This is a genomic window from Enterobacter sp. SM3, assembly GCF_009811935.2.
Lineage (GTDB): Bacteria > Pseudomonadota > Gammaproteobacteria > Enterobacterales > Enterobacteriaceae > Enterobacter > Enterobacter asburiae_D.
This window is the reverse complement of the sequence record NZ_CP099971.1, coordinates 310,574-328,851: the sequence shown is the minus strand read 5'-3', so window position 1 is coordinate 328,851 and position 18,278 is coordinate 310,574. Positions and strand designations below refer to the sequence as shown.

15 protein-coding genes are annotated in these 18,278 nt (G+C 56.4%); 4 read left to right on the top strand and 11 right to left on the bottom strand.

What is annotated here, in order from left to right; all coding sequences use genetic code 11:
* Positions 1–75 precede the first annotated feature (75 nt).
* On the top strand, positions 76–2,247 hold the full coding sequence (gene zntA, locus GVO84_RS01400; protein ID WP_159515316.1) for a Zn(II)/Cd(II)/Pb(II) translocating P-type ATPase ZntA: 2,172 nt from the start codon (positions 76–78) through the stop codon (positions 2,245–2,247).
* A gap of 88 nt (positions 2,248–2,335) precedes the next feature.
* Here zntA and ubiA read toward each other — a convergent pair whose 3' ends face one another.
* From ubiA to malK, 5 genes are all read right to left on the bottom strand, one after another.
* Positions 2,336–3,205 carry a 4-hydroxybenzoate octaprenyltransferase gene (gene ubiA, locus GVO84_RS01395; protein ID WP_063145314.1) on the bottom strand — a complete coding sequence of 290 codons (870 nt, stop codon included), beginning with the start codon at positions 3,203–3,205 and terminating at the stop codon, positions 2,336–2,338.
* A 12-nt stretch (positions 3,206–3,217) separates the two neighbouring features.
* Positions 3,218–3,715 (bottom strand): chorismate lyase, encoded by a 498-nt coding sequence (gene ubiC / locus GVO84_RS01390; protein WP_023334136.1) that lies wholly within the window; start codon positions 3,713–3,715, stop codon positions 3,218–3,220.
* Positions 3,716–3,895: 180 nt separating this feature from the next.
* Positions 3,896–4,849 carry a maltose operon protein MalM gene (malM, locus tag GVO84_RS01385; RefSeq protein WP_159515315.1) on the bottom strand — a complete coding sequence of 318 codons (954 nt, stop codon included), beginning with the start codon at positions 4,847–4,849 and terminating at the stop codon, positions 3,896–3,898.
* 112 nt (positions 4,850–4,961) lie between these two features.
* On the bottom strand, positions 4,962–6,299 hold the full coding sequence (locus GVO84_RS01380) for a maltoporin (RefSeq protein ID WP_159515314.1): 1,338 nt from the start codon (positions 6,297–6,299) through the stop codon (positions 4,962–4,964).
* Positions 6,300–6,370: 71 nt separating this feature from the next.
* Positions 6,371–7,480, bottom strand: a complete 1,110-nt coding sequence (malK, locus tag GVO84_RS01375) for a maltose/maltodextrin ABC transporter ATP-binding protein MalK (protein ID WP_023310005.1) — start codon at positions 7,478–7,480, stop codon at positions 6,371–6,373.
* 370 nt (positions 7,481–7,850) lie between these two features.
* Between malK and malE the strand changes: the two genes are divergently transcribed.
* The 3 genes from malE (at position 7,851) to malG (ending at position 11,609) form a co-directional block, all read left to right on the top strand.
* Positions 7,851–9,041 (top strand): maltose/maltodextrin ABC transporter substrate-binding protein MalE, encoded by a 1,191-nt coding sequence (gene malE, locus GVO84_RS01370; RefSeq protein WP_048990584.1) that lies wholly within the window; start codon positions 7,851–7,853, stop codon positions 9,039–9,041.
* Positions 9,042–9,159: 118 nt separating this feature from the next.
* On the top strand, positions 9,160–10,704 hold the full coding sequence (malF, locus tag GVO84_RS01365; protein ID WP_159515313.1) for a maltose ABC transporter permease MalF: 1,545 nt from the start codon (positions 9,160–9,162) through the stop codon (positions 10,702–10,704).
* A 14-nt stretch (positions 10,705–10,718) separates the two neighbouring features.
* Positions 10,719–11,609 carry a maltose ABC transporter permease MalG gene (gene malG / locus GVO84_RS01360; protein WP_023310002.1) on the top strand — a complete coding sequence of 297 codons (891 nt, stop codon included), beginning with the start codon at positions 10,719–10,721 and terminating at the stop codon, positions 11,607–11,609.
* Positions 11,610–11,706: 97 nt separating this feature from the next.
* On the opposite strand, the gene psiE is transcribed toward malG, so the two are convergent.
* From psiE to pgi, 6 genes are all read right to left on the bottom strand, one after another.
* Positions 11,707–12,117 (bottom strand): phosphate-starvation-inducible protein PsiE, encoded by a 411-nt coding sequence (gene psiE, locus GVO84_RS01355; RefSeq protein WP_000202963.1) that lies wholly within the window; start codon positions 12,115–12,117, stop codon positions 11,707–11,709.
* A gap of 193 nt (positions 12,118–12,310) precedes the next feature.
* Complete coding sequence (locus tag GVO84_RS01350) at positions 12,311–14,407, bottom strand: YjbH domain-containing protein (protein WP_159515312.1); 2,097 nt, start codon at positions 14,405–14,407, stop codon at positions 12,311–12,313.
* Positions 14,407–15,144, bottom strand: a complete 738-nt coding sequence (locus GVO84_RS01345; protein ID WP_159515311.1) for a capsule biosynthesis GfcC D2 domain-containing protein — start codon at positions 15,142–15,144, stop codon at positions 14,407–14,409. The genes GVO84_RS01350 and GVO84_RS01345 overlap by 1 nt, the downstream gene beginning before the upstream one ends.
* Positions 15,141–15,779, bottom strand: coding sequence for a YjbF family lipoprotein (locus tag GVO84_RS01340; RefSeq protein WP_126797440.1), 639 nt, complete (start codon positions 15,777–15,779; stop codon positions 15,141–15,143). Before GVO84_RS01340 ends, GVO84_RS01345 begins: the two co-directional genes overlap by 4 nt.
* A gap of 63 nt (positions 15,780–15,842) precedes the next feature.
* On the bottom strand, positions 15,843–16,085 hold the full coding sequence (gene yjbE, locus GVO84_RS01335) for an exopolysaccharide production protein YjbE (RefSeq protein ID WP_008503423.1): 243 nt from the start codon (positions 16,083–16,085) through the stop codon (positions 15,843–15,845).
* Between the two features lie 367 nt (positions 16,086–16,452).
* Positions 16,453–18,102 (bottom strand): glucose-6-phosphate isomerase, encoded by a 1,650-nt coding sequence (gene pgi, locus GVO84_RS01330; RefSeq protein WP_159515310.1) that lies wholly within the window; start codon positions 18,100–18,102, stop codon positions 16,453–16,455.
* Between the last annotated feature and the right edge of the window lie 176 nt (positions 18,103–18,278).

The window sequence follows — 18,278 nt, the reverse complement described above, 5'->3', positions numbered from 1 at the left end:
TAGCGCTTGACTCTGGAGTCGACTCCAGAGTGTATGCTGCGGTTAATGAGAAAATTATCATTGCCGGAGACTGCCATGTCGACTCCAGAAATACCCAAAAAAGTACCTCAATTCTCGGCACTTAAGCTCAGCCCGGCTCCGTCGAAAGACGACTGCTGCTGCGAAGGCGCGTGCGAAACGCCAACTCAACCCCTTCCTGAAAGCGGTAACCGCTTCAGCTGGGTCGTCAACGGCATGGACTGCGCGGCCTGCGCGCGCAAAGTGGAAAACGCGGTGATGCAGGTACCGGGCGTGAGTCACGTTCAGGTGCTGTTCGCCACCGAAAAGCTGCTGGTTAGCGCCGATAACGACGTCAGCAAGCAGGTTGAAGCCGCCGTCAGCAAGGCGGGTTATACCCTGCGTAGCGAAACGGCGCCCGTTGAAAAAGCCTCCTCCCTGAAAGAAAACCTGCCGCTCATTACCCTCATCATCATGATGGCCCTGAGCTGGGGGCTGGAACAGATTAACCATCCGTTCGGCAATCTGGCGTTTATCGCCACCACGCTGGTCGGGCTGTTCCCGATTGCCCGTCAGGCGCTGCGCCTGATGAAAAGCGGCAGCTGGTTTGCCATCGAAACGCTGATGAGCGTGGCGGCAATCGGCGCGCTGTTCATTGGCGCGACGGCGGAAGCGGCGATGGTGCTGCTGCTGTTCTTAATCGGCGAACGTCTTGAGGGCTGGGCGGCGAGCCGGGCGCGTAAAGGGGTCAGCGCGCTGATGGCGCTGAAGCCGGAAACAGCCACTCGCGTGATAAACGGCACGCGTGAAACGGTCGCCATCACTACGCTGCGCCCGGGCGACGTGATTGAAGTGGCCGCAGGGGGGCGTCTGCCTGCCGACGGCGCGCTGCTTACCGCCACCGCGAACTTTGATGAAAGCGCTCTGACCGGGGAATCCATTCCGGTAGAGCGTGCCGCGGGTGAAAAAGTGCCTGCTGGTGCCACCAGCGTCGACCGTCTGGTGCAGTTCACCGTGCTTTCCGAGCCGGGCGACAGCGCCATCGACCGCATCCTGAAGCTGATTGAAGAGGCAGAGGAGCGCCGCGCGCCGGTCGAACGCTTTATCGATCGCTTCAGCCGGATTTATACCCCTGCCATCATGCTGGTTGCCCTGCTGGTCACCGTCGTCCCGCCGCTGTTCTTTGGCGCGCCGTGGGAGGGATGGATTTATAAAGGGCTGACGCTGCTGCTGATTGGCTGCCCGTGCGCGCTGGTGATCTCCACCCCGGCGGCGATTACCTCCGGGCTGGCGGCTGCGGCACGTCGCGGGGCGCTGATTAAGGGCGGCGCGGCGCTGGAACAACTGAGCCAGGTCCAGCATATCGCCTTCGATAAAACCGGTACGCTGACCGTGGGCAAGCCGCAGGTGACCGGCGTTTATCCGCAGGAAATCAGTGAAGATGAGCTGCTTACATTGGCCGCCGCCGTTGAACAGGGGTCCACCCACCCGCTGGCGCAGGCGATTGTGCGAGAAGCACAGTCGCGCGGGCTGAACATCCCTCCGGCAATCGCCCAGCGGGCGCTTGTCGGGTCAGGGATTGAGGCCATCGTTGAGGGTAAAAAGGTGCTGATTGTCGCGGCGGGCAAGTCTTCTAATCCAGAGGTTGAGGCGTTAGAACAGACCGGACAAACCGTCGTGACCGTTATGCAGGACGGCGTCGCGAAAGGGATGCTGGCGCTGCGCGATACCCTGCGCGATGACGCCAAAGAAGCCGTGGCGGCGCTGCACAAGCTGGGCGTGCAGGGCGTTATTCTCACCGGTGATAACCCTCGCGCGGCGGCAGCGATTGCGGGTGAGCTGGGGCTGGAGTTTAAAGCTGGACTATTACCTGCGGATAAGGTCAGCGCGGTAACGGAGCTGAACGCTCACGCGCCGCTGGCGATGGTCGGTGACGGGATTAACGATGCCCCGGCGATGAAAGCGTCCACCATTGGTATTGCGATGGGCAGCGGCACCGACGTGGCGCTGGAAACGGCCGACGCGGCATTGACGCACAATCGCCTGACCGGGCTGGCGCAGATGATTAGCCTGGCGCGGGCGACGCGGGCCAATATCCGTCAAAACATCGGTATCGCGCTCGGGCTGAAAGGGATTTTCCTGGTGACGACCCTGCTCGGCATGACCGGATTGTGGCTGGCGGTGCTGGCGGATACAGGGGCAACGGTGCTGGTGACGGCGAACGCGCTTCGGCTGCTGCGTCGCCGGTAAAAACGCCGGGTGGCGGCTACGCCTTACCCGGCCTACAATTCGGCACGACACGTAGGCCCGGTAAGCGTCAGCGCCACCGGGCTATTTTTCAGGAGAAATAGCTCATCGCCAGGCCTAAAAACAGCACCAGACCGACGTAGTTGTTGTTCATAAACGCTTTAAAGCAGGCGTCGCGCTCACGCTTCGCAATCAGCTTTTGCTGGTACGCAAACAGCAGCCCCGCCACCAGCACGGACCAGTAAAACTCCCAGTTCAGCCCGTTCAGGCGACCGATCGCGACCATCAGCGCCAGTACCGCGACCTGCAGGATACCGATAATCAGCTTGTCCTGACGACCAAAGAGGATGGCGGTTGATTTGATGCCAATTTTCAGGTCATCGTCGCGGTCTACCATCGCGTATTGCGTGTCATACGCCACCGCCCAGAGAATGTTCGCCAGGAACATCAGCCAGCAGCTAAGCGGTAAGGACTCACTAACCGCCGCAAACGCCATCGGAATCGACCAGCCAAACGCCGCGCCCAGCACCACCTGAGGCAGGTGGGTATAGCGCTTCATAAACGGATACACCCAGGCCAGGGCCAGCGCCGCAACGGAAAGCAGGATGGTCATGGTGTTGAGGGTTAACACCAGCAGGAAAGAGAGCAGCACCAGAACAATGAACAGCACGCGGGCTTCTTTCCCGGTGACCTGTCCGCTGGGTAACGGACGACCGGCAGTACGCTTAACATGGCCGTCGAATTTACGATCGGCATAGTCATTCACCACGCAGCCCGCCGCGCGCATCAGCCAGACGCCGGCAACGAATACGCCCAGGATCCACAGCGGCGGCACGCCCGGCGTGGCGAGCCACAGCGCCCACAGGGTCGGCCACAATAGCAGTAACGCGCCAATCGGTTTATCGGTACGCATTAAGCGGTGATACGCCAACAGCTTATTCTGCGTCAGGCTCCACTCCATTTTTTCTTCCTCTTAGTACAACGGTGATGCCGGTAAAAAAAGCTCCGTCAGAATTAACGGCTTACCGCTCAGGCGAAGGCGGGAACGACGCCCCCAGAGTTCGGCATCACGACCAATCTCAATAAAATCTCGGGTAAGCTCAGACGAGGTGAAAAGGTAACGCCCCAGCGGCGTTTTCCCCAGACGCTGCAGCGCCAGCTCTGGCCCGGAAAGGGTGGACTCGGGCACCACCGTCCGTCCGGCAAGCCATGGCTCACCGTCAGCACAGAGTAAAATTTCGCGCAGCCAGTAACGTGGCTCCTGCGGCAGCAGCGGCAGCTCGCTGGCGATCTCATCGCCAGAGACAAACCCTTCCTGAATCAGGGTCACCGTGACCGTTTTACCCTGTTGCTCAAAACGTTTCGTCATGGAATCTTCCAGCAACAGCCAGTCAAGCTGCTGCGGATCAAGCGCAGGTATTTGGTCGAAATAGCGCAGCGCACGCAGTTGCGTTAGCGCAGGGTGTGACATGCCAGACTCTCCGATACATAACGTAATGGCATTGTATCGCAGAAACACGGATTGAGGGGGGCCAAACGTTATTTAACGATCACGATCGCAACATGGGCGCAACAGCCAGGCGGATACGAAAAAAAGTGCGCCCACTCAGGCGCACTAAACTACTAACAAATCAGCACTGTGGGGAAACGGTTACCCCTTGCCTTTTACACTGCTGATAAAGGTGGAACGGGCAGTGGTTGAACCTAAACGTTCGGCTTCATCAAGCAGTTTCAGCGCTTTATCGACATCGCCGCGCTTCACCGCCTGCTTAATGGCGTTGTTGAAGTACTCTTCGGTGTCGTTCAGTACCGGCTCAGCTTTCTTCGACGGGGCAGGCGCTGCGGTCGCCACCGGTGCGGCTGCCGTGGCAGCTGGCGCGGAATAAGCCGGGGAAGCCGTATTCCCCACCGTAACAGGGCCGTTACCGGAGGAACCAAACAGCGGGCCGACCAGTACGCTGGAACCGCTGTTCGTTTTCACCTTCAGCTTTAACGTTCCATCGGTGACGTGACGAGCAATCGGGTCTGGAATATCAGGAATCGCGTTGCCGGTACCTTTTGCGTAGGCTTTAGCCGGATCGAGCAACGTGGTGGTCTTCTGGAGATCTTGCTCAGTAGTAAAGACCAGAACGTAGAGTTTTTGCTGACCCAGCGCTGGCGTCAGGCGCATGACGCCTTCCAGACGATCGGCGCTCATCACTCCGGGTTCCTGATACGTAAAGTATTCGCTTGGGAAAAAGGCAGATGGCGTCATGTTCTGATCGAGAATCAGCACATTAGGCGAAAATACGCTTGTCTGCTTGTTGACTTCACTGGTCAGGGTAATGGCCAGCTCTCCGATATTGGCGGGTACGCTATACGCAGCGACCGGGCCGGTAATACCTGGAACATTAAGTGACTGACCTGCCGTTGAGAGCTGGGTGGTCTGGGTTTTAGACTGATCGACAGGCGTCCAGACAAGCTGTTGCAGTGCCGCTGCCGGAATAGCCGGCGCGGATGTTGTGTTTTGCGGAACGAAATTGACGTTAGCAAGCGTTACAGCAGGCGCACTTGCCAGCAGCCCTGCGGATAAACAAAGGGCAAGGAGAGTTTTGTTCATTTTCATTGTTATCACCTCAAAATGCACAGGTCAGCGGTAGCCAGGCAATAGCGCGCCGTCCCAAGGATTGAGGGGCTTGCGCCCCTCAGTTTGGTCATTACGTCAGGTTAAGACGGTATTACCACCAGATTTCCATCTGGGCGCCGAAGGACCACTCGTCGTTGTCGCCGCGGCTGAAGCTTTTCGCAGTGGTATCGCTATAGGCCATGCCTGGGGTATAACCCGCAACGGAGTTTTTACCTGAAGGCGCATAACCCCATTTCTCATCCCACTTCGCATAGGTTGCAAATACGCGGATTGCCGGACGTGACCAGATGCTGTCGCCAGCCTGCCACTGTTGTGCAAGGGTGATTTTATACTGGTTGTTGGTTTCGCCAGTTTCCTGAGATTTGACGTTGTCGTAGCCCACTTCAAGCAGAGTGCTCATGATAGGCGTCCATTTGTACATAGGACGCACGCCGACGGTCCACCATTTCGTACCGTTGTTGTTATCCCAGTTGATATCCTGGTACATACCGACGTACATCAGGTCCCAGCTATCGCCCAGGGAGATAGCACCGTGGTCAAGTACGCGCCACAGGTGACCATTGTTGTTGATGCCGTAGTTGATATCGTCAGTGGTGCCAATGTTCGAACCTTGCGACAGACCTTTACCCTGAGAGGTCATAGAATCAGTTGCATATTGCAGAACGAATTTGTTGTAGCCTTTCAGCATGCTCTGCGTGTGTTCAGCAGTGAACATCCAGCCATCTTTAGATGCGCCGTCGATCAGGTGATAATCATCACGTGGGTTTGCACGGCCGTAATCAGCCCCCAGCTCCAGGGTACCGCCCGGGTTAATTTGCATCTGGGCTAAACGCACGTCAAAGACATCGTTCGCCGTGCGGGTGGTGTAGTCATAAACGCTGTTGCTGGCGAAGGAAGAAGAACCGCCGGCTTCAGAAGAACGGGTCGCAGCCAGAGAAAGCTTACCGAAACCGACGTCGATGTTTTCCAGACCCGCACCAGGACCTGAAATATCCCAGTAGTAGAAGTCGATCATGTGGACGTCATGACGCTGATAGAAGCGCTTACCGGCCCAGATGGTGGAACCAGGCAGCCATTCAATCAGGTTTTTACCCTGCACGTTAGCTTCACGGAACGCTGGGTCAGTGGCTTCCCAGTCGTTCTGCTGCGCCACGGAGTACGCTACGTTGGTGTCGAAGTAGAAGCTCTTGTCACCTTCTTTCCACACTTCCTGGCCCAGTTTCAATTCCGCATAGGTTTCACATTCGTTACCGAGACGGTATTTACTTTGAGCACCAGTTGCCTGGAAGCACTGTTGTTCGCCGCCACTACCCGTCCAGCCGATACCGGAACGAGCATAACCATGGAAATCCACGGCCAGTGCCTGAGCAGACATTACGCCCGCTGCGACGGCAACTGCCAGAGGAAGTTTGCGCAGAGTAATCATCATTCTATCTCCTGAGATCATTGCTTTTCTTTGAACACTTCACCTGTCGGTTTCGTGTCTTCTTTTGGGATTGCTTAAACGCCTGGCTCTTTGTGCAACCGACGACATGCAGTGCCATCCTCACGGAATAGATGGCAACGCTCTGGCGGCAAGCCGATAGCGAATGTGGCACCCTCTTCTACCAACACCACGTCATTCTGGCGGTAGACCAGGTTCTGACGGATGGCGGGGATCTGGATATGAATCTGTGTTTCGTGACCAAGCTGTTCGACGACCTGAACGTCACCTTCCAGGGTCACATCAGCGATGTGGCTCGGGAGTAAATGTTCAGGACGAATACCCAGGGACATGTTTGCCCCGACCTGTACGTTGGCGCTGTCGACCGGCAGCCAGACCTGCTGGCGGTTTGGCAGCTCCACCTGTACCTGTTCAATGGCTGTCGCGGTCACTTTGACGGGCAGGAAGTTCATCTTTGGCGAGCCAATAAAGCCCGCAACAAAGCGGTCTGCCGGGTAGTGATAGAGCTCCAGCGGTTTGCCTACCTGCGCCACGCGGCCAGCATCCAGCACCACGATTTTGTCGGCGAGGGTCATCGCTTCCACCTGATCGTGGGTGACGTAAATCATCGTGCGGCCAAGACGCTTGTGCAGACGGGAGATTTCAATACGCATCTGGACGCGCAGGGCGGCATCCAGGTTAGAGAGAGGTTCATCAAGCAGGAACACGCGCGGTTCAGCCACCAGCGTACGGCCAATCGCCACACGCTGACGCTGACCACCGGAAAGCGCTTTTGGTTTACGCTCCAGCAGGTGCGCCAGCTGTAACACTTCCGCCACCTGCGTCACGCGCTGGTTAATGACCTCTTTCTTCGCGCCGGCCAGCTTCAGGCCGAAGGACATGTTTTCGGCAACGGAAAGGTGGGGATAGAGTGCATAAGACTGGAACACCATGCCTACGCCACGTTCGGCAGGCGGGATGTCGTTCATTCGGGTATCACCAATCAGCAGGTCGCCGCTGGTGATGGTTTCAAGACCGGCAATCATACGCAGCAGAGTAGATTTACCACAGCCTGATGGGCCAACAAACACCACGAATTCGCCTTCGTTGATGTCCAGATTGATGTCTTTTGACACCACAACGTCACCCCAGGCTTTCGTTACATTACGCAGCTGTACGCTCGCCATGCCCTTCTCCCTTCGTTACAACCTGTCACCGACAGAAACATTCAAGATAAGTTCACTATGGGGTATCCATTACTTTCCCGAATCCTCCACCCCCCGCCTTTTTTATGGGGGAGGAGGCGGGAGGATGAGAGAGCAGGCTCTGCGACCGCTGTGGGAGGGCTAAGGCAAAATTCGTGAAGCCGCCTGCAAAATTCGGTGGGGTTTTATGTGCGCCAGCACTCATAACTTAAATTTATGCAACGGAGATCACACAAACGGGGGGTGGGGCGTAGGGGTTGGGAGGATGGAAAGAGGATGTCAAATAAGGAGACTGAGACACGTTGAACCACTGAAGTCATACCACGAGACATCACCAAAAAGGATGGCAGCTATGAATATCAAGACTGGCGCACGCGTTTTCGCATTGTCCGCCCTCGCAGCAATGATGATTTCCGCACCGGCGCTCGCCAAAATTGAAGAAGGCAAACTGGTTATCTGGATTAACGGCGACAAGGGCTATAACGGCCTGGCCGAAGTGGGCAAAAAATTCGAGAAAGACACCGGTATCAAAGTTACCGTAGAACACCCGGACAAGCTGGAAGAGAAATTCCCGCAGGTTGCAGCAACTGGCGACGGCCCGGACATCATCTTCTGGGCGCATGACCGTTTCGGGGGTTACGCGCAGTCTGGCCTGCTGGCTGAAGTGACCCCAGATAAAGCCTTCCAGGACAAACTGTTCCCGTTCACCTGGGACGCCGTTCGCTATAACGGCAAGCTCATCGCTTACCCTATCGCGGTTGAAGCCCTGTCTCTGATTTACAATAAAGACCTGGTACCAAACCCACCGAAAACCTGGGAAGAGATCCCGAAACTGGATAAAGAGCTGAAGGCGAAAGGTAAATCCGCCCTGATGTTCAACCTGCAAGAGCCGTACTTCACCTGGCCACTGATTGCTGCCGACGGCGGTTACGCGTTCAAGTTTGAAAACGGCAAATATGACGTGAAAGACGTGGGCGTGGACAACGCGGGTGCGAAAGCGGGTCTGACTTTCCTCGTGGATCTGATCAAGAACAAACACATGAACGCGGATACCGACTACTCCATCGCGGAAGCGGCGTTCAATAAAGGCGAAACCGCGATGACCATCAACGGTCCGTGGGCCTGGACCAACATCGACAAGAGCAAAATCAACTACGGCGTGACCCTGCTGCCAACCTTCAAAGGCAAGCCGTCTAAACCGTTCGTTGGCGTGCTGAGCGCGGGCATCAACGCCGCCAGCCCGAACAAAGAGCTGGCGAAAGAGTTCCTGGAAAACTACCTGCTGACCGATCAGGGTCTGGATGAAGTGAACAAGGACAAACCGCTGGGTGCCGTTGCGCTGAAATCCTTCCAGGATCAGCTGGCGAAGGACCCACGTATCGCCGCCACCATGGATAACGCCCAGAAAGGCGAAATCATGCCGAACATCCCACAGATGGCCGCGTTCTGGTACGCCACGCGTACCGCGGTCATCAACGCTGCAAGCGGTCGTCAGACTGTCGATGCCGCGCTGAAGGATGCTCAGGGTCGTATTACTAAATAAGTCTGAAAAACGGCGGGTGGCGCGTGCGCTTACCCGCCCTACGACTACGGCACGATCCGTAGGTCAGGTAGCAGCGCCACCTGACGATAAGTTTCCACCGTTGTAGAGGAAGAACCCCATGGATGTCATTAAAAAGAAACGCTGGTGGCAAAGCGACGCGCTGAAGTGGTCAGTGATAGGTCTGCTGTGCCTGCTGGTGGGTTACCTTGTTGTTTTAATGTACGTACAAGGGGAATATCTGTTTGCCATCATGACGCTGATTTTAAGCTCTGCTGGCCTGTATATTTTCGCTAATCGTAAAGCCTACGCCTGGCGCTATGTCTACCCTGGCGTGGCCGGGATGGGGCTGTTTGTCCTGTTCCCGCTAATTTGTACCATCGCCATCGCGTTCACCAACTACAGCAGCACCAACCAGCTCGCACAGGAACGCGCAACGCAGGTGCTTCTGGACCGCTCTTATCAGGCGGGTAAAACCTTCAACTTCGGCCTGTATCCTGAGGGTGACGAGTGGAAGTTAGCACTCACTGACGGAGAGAGCGGCAAAAACTATCTCTCCGACGCGTTCAAATTTGGCGGCGAGCAAAAGCTGGCCTTAAAAGAGGCTGCGGCCCTGCCGGAAGGTGAACGTGCCAATCTGCGCGTGATTACGCAAAACCGTCAGGCGCTGACCCAGCTCACCGCCGTGCTGCCAGACGAAAGCAAAGTGACCATGAGCTCGCTGCGCCAGTTCTCCGGCACGCAGCCGCTGTATACCCTGGCGGACGACGGCACGCTGACCAACAACCAGAGCGGCGTAAAATATCGTCCGAATAACGACATTGGTTTCTATCAGTCCATTACTGCCGACGGCAAATGGGGTGATGACAAGCTCAGCCCGGGCTATACCGTCACCATCGGCTGGGACAACTTTACCCGCGTGTTTACCGACGAAGGCATTCAGAAACCGTTCTTCGCCATCTTCGTCTGGACGGTGGTCTTCTCGGTGCTGACGGTGATCCTGACCGTGGCCGTGGGCATGGTGCTGGCCTGTCTTGTGCAGTGGGAATCTCTGAAAGGCAAAGCGATTTACCGCGTGCTGTTGATTCTGCCTTACGCCGTACCGTCGTTTATCTCGATTCTGATTTTCAAAGGGCTGTTTAACCAGAGCTTCGGTGAAATCAACATGATGCTGAGCGCCCTGTTTGGTATCAAACCGGCCTGGTTCAGCGATCCAACCACCGCCCGCTCGATGATTATCATCGTGAACACCTGGCTCGGTTATCCGTACATGATGATCCTGTGCATGGGCCTGCTGAAGGCTATCCCGGACGATCTGTACGAAGCCTCGGCGATGGACGGCGCGGGCCCGTTCCAGAACTTCTTCAAGATTACGCTGCCGCTGCTCATTAAGCCGCTGACGCCGCTGATGATTGCCAGCTTCGCCTTTAACTTTAACAACTTCGTGCTGATTCAGCTGTTGACCAACGGCGGCCCGGACCGCCTTGGCACCACGACGCCAGCAGGCTATACCGACCTGCTCGTGAGCTACACCTACCGTATCGCCTTCGAGGGCGGCGGCGGTCAGGACTTCGGTCTGGCGGCGGCGATTGCCACCCTGATCTTCCTGCTGGTAGGCGCCCTGGCGATTGTGAACCTGAAAGCCACACGTATGAAATTTGACTAAGGAGGGCATCGATCATGGCAATGGTACAACCCAAATCTCAGAAACTGCGCCTCCTGGCGACGCACTTAGGCCTGCTGATTTTCATCGCGGCGATCATGTTCCCGCTGCTGATGGTTATCGCCATCTCCCTGCGTTCGGGTAACTTCGCCACCGGAAGCCTGATCCCGGACGAAATTTCCTGGGAGCACTGGAAGCTCGCGCTGGGCTTCAGCGTGGAACACGCGGATGGCCGCGTCACGCCGCCGCCGTTCCCGGTGCTGCTGTGGCTGTGGAACTCGGTGAAAATTGCAGGCATTACCGCCATTGGTATCGTGGCGCTTTCCACCACCTGCGCCTACGCCTTCGCCCGCATGCGTTTCCCGGGCAAAGCGACGCTCCTGAAAGGGATGCTGATTTTCCAGATGTTCCCGGCCGTGCTGTCGCTGGTGGCGTTGTATGCCTTGTTTGACCGTCTGGGCCAGTACGTACCCTTTATCGGTCTGAACACCCACGGCGGCGTGATCTTCGCCTATCTTGGCGGTATCGCACTGCATGTATGGACCATTAAAGGCTATTTCGAAACCATCGACGGCTCGCTGGAAGAAGCGGCCGCGCTGGATGGCGCAACCCCGTGGCAGGCGTTCCGCCTGGTGCTGCTGCCGCTGTCGGTGCCGATTCTGGCGGTGGTGTTTATTCTGTCGTTTATCGCTGCGATCACCGAAGTACCGGTTGCCTCACTGTTACTGCGTGATGTGAACAGCTACACCCTGGCCGTAGGTATGCAGCAATACCTCAACCCGCAAAACTACCTGTGGGGCGACTTTGCCGCGGCGGCCGTACTCTCTGCCATCCCGATTACCGTGGTGTTCCTGCTGGCACAGCGCTGGCTGGTCAATGGCCTGACGGCGGGCGGTGTGAAAGGTTAAGTTTCATTTTGTTATGCCACTGCAACCCTCAACTTTAGACGTATTGTATTGACCCAACTTGTGACTGTTGTTAGGCGGCCTCCGGGCCGCCATTTTTTTATTCGCGTTTCAGCCGCTTCGAGTTGCACAGCCAGAGGGTGATCACCAGCAGCAGGATCGCCGCCGAGTAGATCAGCACGTCGAGTGGAGATTTATGATCGACGATGATCAGCCGCACAATCGCGGTGATCCCAATGTAGACAAAATAACGCAGCGGGAAGTGAAAGCCGGACTGAAAGTACTTCACAATCAGAGCGATAAATTCGAAGTAGAGAAAGTAGACCACCAGGCCTTCTACCAGCGCATATTTGCTGGTTTGTTCAGGGGCGAACAGCACATCCGCCAGATGCACCGTCTCTTTACCCAAAAAGACGACCAGTATCAGGCCAAGGCTCAACAGACCGAGGTTCAGCACGGTCTGGAGGATAGTTGAGATAAACTCAACGCGCGGGCGAGTCAGGGATGTCATACAGCACCTCATTCTCCAGGGCGAGATTCCTGTATAACGCAAAAATGTGACGGGGATCTATATTTTTTGTTTATGTTTGGCGCAACGGAGAGGATTCCCCTCACCCCGGCCCTCTCCCCAAAGGGGCGAGGGGGAAAAGACAGCGCCGAGCGATCCCCTCTCCCCTTTGGGGAGAGGGTTAGGGTGAGGGGCATCAGCGGAAGTTAACGTTCTTATCACTGGTCATGTCATACAGCTGGAACTTACGTCCAAGCTGCTGACCCCCGTCACGCGTCAGCGGCGTCCAGCCCACTGCCGCACGGCTGCGGGTTGGGCCTGACGAGAACAGATCCAGCGGAATTGACACGTAGACCCCTTTGGTGAAGTCCCCTTCCCCGTATTCGTCCGGCGAGACGTTGGTGATGGTGGCGTAGCCGCCCACCACGACGCCGCTGTCGAAGTGTTTAGAAATATCCAGCGTACCGCCCTTATCGCCCGCCAGGTACTGGCCGACGCTGGCTTTCACCAGCACGTCAGGGGCGAACGACGGCGTCCAGTAGGCGGTCAGATGGCCCGTTTTGACGCTGTAGTCGGTGAACTTCATCATGTCCTGCGCGCTGCGCCAGTCACGCTGCTTGACGTAGTTGGCATCAACCCCGAACGCCCAGTTGCTGTCGACAGGACGATAAAGCACTTCCGCCCCCGCGCCGCCGTACATGGTTTCCAGATACCCGCCGTACACCTGGCCGTAGAAGCCGTTGCCGAAGTACTGGAAGTAGTTGGCCTGCAGGTTATTCACGTAGGCATCGTTCTGCACGTATTCACGCACACGGGTACGCACGCGCGGCAGCGTCGAGTCTTTTGGCGGGTTGGTGTAGTTGAATTTGTCATAGTTGTTGGCGATGTTGCCGAACAGGCTGCCGGTGGTCAGCAGGTGGTCGGTGAGCCACAGATCCGCCGTTGCCATCACGCCCAGCTGATACATGTAGAAGTTTTCCGGCCCGCCGACGGACTGGTTCAGCACCGGATCGATATGGAAATCGAAGCGCGATTTATCGATATACCAGCCCTGCTCGGTGGTGTCTGGCACCACGGGCTCGATGCGTTTTTGTACCAGCTCGGTTTCATGCCCGAGCGGCTCGCCTTCCAGATGGCGCTTGAGGCTGGCAACGTCCGTTTCGGTTGTGACCTGTGGCAGGTTGAGACGGTTCTCCGTCACGCGGATCGTGCGGATCCCCTCCGGCAGATCGTTCATAACGATCCGGTTGGCACGTTCGATCCCTTCGCGCGAGTCGCGGTATTTCACCTGCTCGCCGGTGACGTAAAGCGTATCGCCCTTGGTCTGAATCTTTGGATCCGCCAGACCGGCATTGTATTTCAACAGCGTCAGCTGGTTTGCCACCACGGAGTGCTGCAGAATCGCATCCTGCGGCTCCGGCTGGTATGCAGGTCGCGCGTTATCATTGTAGTGCGGCCGCATGTCGTTAAAGTTGGTGCGCAGCGTGAAGCCAAACATCACCGTATTGCCGCGCTCGTAGCTGAGGTTAACGTCGGCCCAGTCGGTGACGCGATAAATGGCGCCGACGTTAAACTTGCTCTTCTGCTCAATCTTCCCGGCGAAGTCCTGCGAGTAGTCATTCCCTTCATACTCCAGCTTCAGGCGTAATGGCTGCCAGGGCGTTTGATACTCCACCCCGCCAAACAGCGAGGCGGGGCCGTGGAACATCTGGTCACCGTTGATGGAACCGGCTTTTTTGTAGCTGTTATCGCGGTAGCAGTATTTATCGCTGTAGGAACAGAACGGGTTTTTCACGTTACCGCTGGTGCCCAGATAGCCCCATCCCAGGCCGAGCGAGAAGTCGAACGGGCCCCAGGCTTTGCTGGCCACGATGTATTCCGCATCGAACAGACCGGTACCACCGATATCTTTGGCACCCACGGACACCTGCGGCATCCAGTAACTCTCTTCCCACAGGCGCAGCTTGACGTCGAAGGCTTTATCTTTGTAGGTCTGATCGCCGGAGAATGCCTCAACGCTGCTGTATTGTTTCGTACGCACGTCGGTATAGCGCAGCGTGGTTTCAAGCCACGGGAACAGCTGCACCGACGCCGAGTAGTAGCGATACTGGTCGTTATCACGGTAGTTAAGGCTAATTTCTCCTTCGCGCGCCATACGCGCGGTGGGCGTTTGCAGTAAACCGACGCCGCCGAAGTCTGACTGAGACGGGCCAATGGGTGCCGGATACGTTTCTGCATGGCAGGCGGCACTCACGCAGAGCGCCAGCATGCTGTAGAGATAGGTTTTTTTCATTATTCCGGTATCCGCTGAATCAGGGAGTGAAGGATATCGGCGTTAAGCCCGTCATACGCCTTCGTCCAGAAATGGTCGGCAAAACCGACAAAAATGATGCTGCCCGGCATAGGTTCGATATGCCGTTTATTCCAGTAAGCAACGGGGGCTTTTTGTGTGTGTCCGTCAGGGTAAACCACCCAGGCGTAGCTGTTATCGGCACCGCTCAGCAGGCTCTGCTCGTCGAGGTAGCTCGCCACGTCACGACCGGGCGTAAAAGGCTTTTTACCCGGGCTGCTGATAAGCCCCATCACGGTCACCGTCGTCGGCTTCGCCGGCAGCCAGAGCGTATACTCCCCTTCAAGCGTGGGGTTGCCCTTTTCCGTGACGCGCACTTCGTCTGGATCAAGATTGACTTTCTGACGGCCCGTCACCTTCAGCGCCTGCAGCTGCTGGCGAACACTGTTAATGGCCGCCGCGTCGTCGCCATCTTCCTGCTCCGCTAACCCCGTCAGCCTGGCAAGGAGCGCTTTGTGCTGTTGTTCCGCTTCAGCGGTCTTCTGCCGTTCAGCGATTACTGCCCCTGGCCACCAGCTGTTGGCGAGCCTTGGCTGTCCGACGAGATCAATCAGATGCTCGGCGTGGGTTAAGGTGTTGGGGTTTTCACTGTCCGGCGTGTAGACATTTACCGTCCCTGCAGACCATGCCAGCGGCGCGGCAAGGCTGGCGAGAAGCGCAACGTGGATGAGCGTTTTCATGATTTCGCCGCCTTGATCAGGGTGGTTTTCACCGGGAAGAATCCGGCACCGAGATACTGCAGGGACTGGCGGATCTGCCCTTCCTCGTCGATCCAGAAGCGGTTGTGCCAGGTGGCCTGGTCGGTGGTGACTTCTTCATCCAGCACGCGAACATGGGTTTCGTCGCTGCCGACTTTCACGCTATCCGTGCCGTCCCAGCGGAAGGTCGAGCGTGCCGTGGCGTAACGCACCTGCTTATGTTCGGTCCAGCCCATCGTGCGCGTCCAGCTTGCGCCGTCGGCGATCTGGTTCGGCTTGAGCAGCGGATCGGCAGCGATATTGTTCACTTCCAGCAGGTTGTCGCCGCCCAACAGGGTTTTCACGATACGGCCATGCTGCGTCACGATGGTGGCCTGATCCTGCGTCACCCATTTCTGCTGCCCGTTTTCATCGAAAGCGAGCACCACAAACAGCTGCGGGCCATCGTTAAGCTGCATGTACTGACTGGCATAGGGCATGTTTTGAAGTTCGTCATCGGTCAGATGTACGCCCGGTGTGCCGAACATGCTTTCCCACAGTGAGTTTCCCAGCCCTTTAGTGGTGGCCGAGCACGCCTGCAGCAGCAGGCAAATCAGAATGATTGCAGGTCGCTTCACGACTCTTCTCCGAAGGGGCGAAATAACCACACCGAAGTGTGGTTATGATTAAAACACCCGCTATTACTGGGTGCTGGTTGTCGTGGTGGTCGTGGTTCCGGTATTGGAGCCATCACCGCCACCGGTTGCCGCCAGCGCGACACCCACGGCTGAACTTACGGTGCTGGCGCTGGCTGCGGTAGAACTTCCCGCAGACGCAGACGTCGCAGCCGAACCTGCCGCTTCCCCGACCTGAACCGGAGCTGCATAAACAGATGTCGCCGCAAGCGCAGATATGGCAAAAATGCCATACAGTACTTTCTTCATAACAATTTCCCTTCAATGAATGAATGGAGATTTGCCCGAAAAGAATTTCAGGCGGAATCGAGTATACACAACTCCTGCCGTGGGTTTGCCGTAAGGGGAAATAGGGAGAGGGTTTTCGGACTAATGGTTAAAATGGAAATGAAAGACAAATAGCAGAAATATATAATTGATAAAATTCAATAAGTTATAATATAGGCATATTAATGAACTACTACGTATTTTCTTAAAATAAACCGCAGCAATTAACGGGTTAATCGCCTTTTTCGGATTAAACTCAGATCCAGAATTTGAGTTAACTAACAGACATCAGGAATTATCCGATAAAAAAATGCCGGCATTAAGCCGGCACGTTTTTATGACGTTTTAATTACGCACGCCATGCTTTATAACGGTTGATCAAACCATTTGTCGAGCTGTCATGGCTGGCAATCGCTTTATCGTCACCCAGCTCTGGCAGAATACGGTTTGCCAGCTGTTTGCCCAGCTCAACGCCCCACTGGTCAAAGGTGAAGATGTTCAGGATGGCGCCCTGCGTGAAGATCTTGTGCTCGTACAGGGCAATCAGCGCGCCCAGGCTGAACGGCGTGATTTCGCGCAGCAGGATGGAGTTGGTTGGACGATTGCCTTCGAACACTTTGAACGGCACAACGTGGTCCAGGGTTGCCGGATCTTTACCCTGGTCACGGTATTCCTGCTCAACCACCTCGCGGGATTTACCGAACGCCAGCGCTTCGGTCTGCGCAAAGAAGTTCGACAGCAGCTTCGGATGGTGGTCGGACAGCGGGTTATGGGTGATAGCCGGGGCGATGAAATCGCACGGTACCATTTTGGTGCCCTGGTGGATCAGCTGGTAGAAGGCATGCTGGCCGTTGGTGCCCGGCTCGCCCCAGATGATTGGGCCAGTCTGGTAATCCACCGCGTTGCCGTTACGGTCAACGTATTTACCGTTGGATTCCATGTTGCCCTGCTGGAAGTAGGCCGCAAAGCGGTGCATATACTGGTCGTACGGCAGGATCGCTTCGGTTTCAGCGCCGAAGAAGTTGTTGTACCAGATACCGATCAGCGCCAGCAGCACCGGCAGGTTTTTCTCTGGTGCGGTCGTGGAGAAGTGTTTATCCATCGCGTGCGCGCCGGAGAGCAGCTCAACGAAGTTGTCGAAGCCCACGGACAGGATGATGGACAGACCGATCGCAGACCACAGGGAGTAGCGGCCGCCAACCCAGTCCCAGAACTCGAACATGTTCGCAGTATCAATGCCGAACTCGCTGACCGCTTTACCGTTGGTAGACAGCGCCGCGAAGTGTTTCGCCACGTGCTTGTTGTCGCCCGCGGTTTCCAGGAACCAGTCGCGCGCGCTGTGGGCGTTGGTCATGGTTTCCTGAGTGGTGAAGGTTTTGGAGGCAACCAGGAACAGGGTGGTTTCCGGGTTCACGTTCTTCAGCACTTCGGCGATGTGGGTACCATCGACGTTAGACACAAAGTGCATATTGAGGTGGTTTTTGTACGGGCGCAGCGCTTCGGTCACCATAAACGGACCGAGGTCAGAGCCGCCGATACCGATGTTAACCACGTCGGTGATCGCTTTGCCGGTGTAGCCTTTCCAGCTACCGGAGATGATCGCTTCGGAGAAGGCTTTCATCTTTTCCAGCACCGCGTTCACTTCCGGCATGACGTCTTTACCGTCAACGATGATTGGCGTATTGCTACGGTTACGCAGGGCCACGTGAAGCACGGCACGGTCTTCGGTGCGGTTGATCTTCTCACCGGAGAACATGGATTTGATGGCGTCGGCAAGCTCGGTTTCTTTCGCCAGATCCTGCAGTTTTGCCAGCGTCTCTTCGGTAATGCGGTTTTTGGAGAAATCCACCAGCATCAGGTCGTCGAAGGTCGCGGAGAACTTAGCGAAACGATCGGCATCTTTCGCGAACAGATCCGCGATGGTGACGTCTTTCATTTCATCAAAATGTTTCTGGAGTGCCTGCCAGGCAGCGGTCTGCGTTGGGTTGATGTTTTTCATTAGCAATACTCTTCTGATTTGAGAATTGTGACTGCGGTCGATTGTAGCGCCTGCAAATAAAAATTGTGATGGTTTTTATGCCATTGCCCTGGCCTGCATCAAACACAGGTGAAAAGACCCGAAAAGTATAGCTGCTGACGGAGCCTCCTGGGGCGGCGAAATGTCGCCCAAAACAG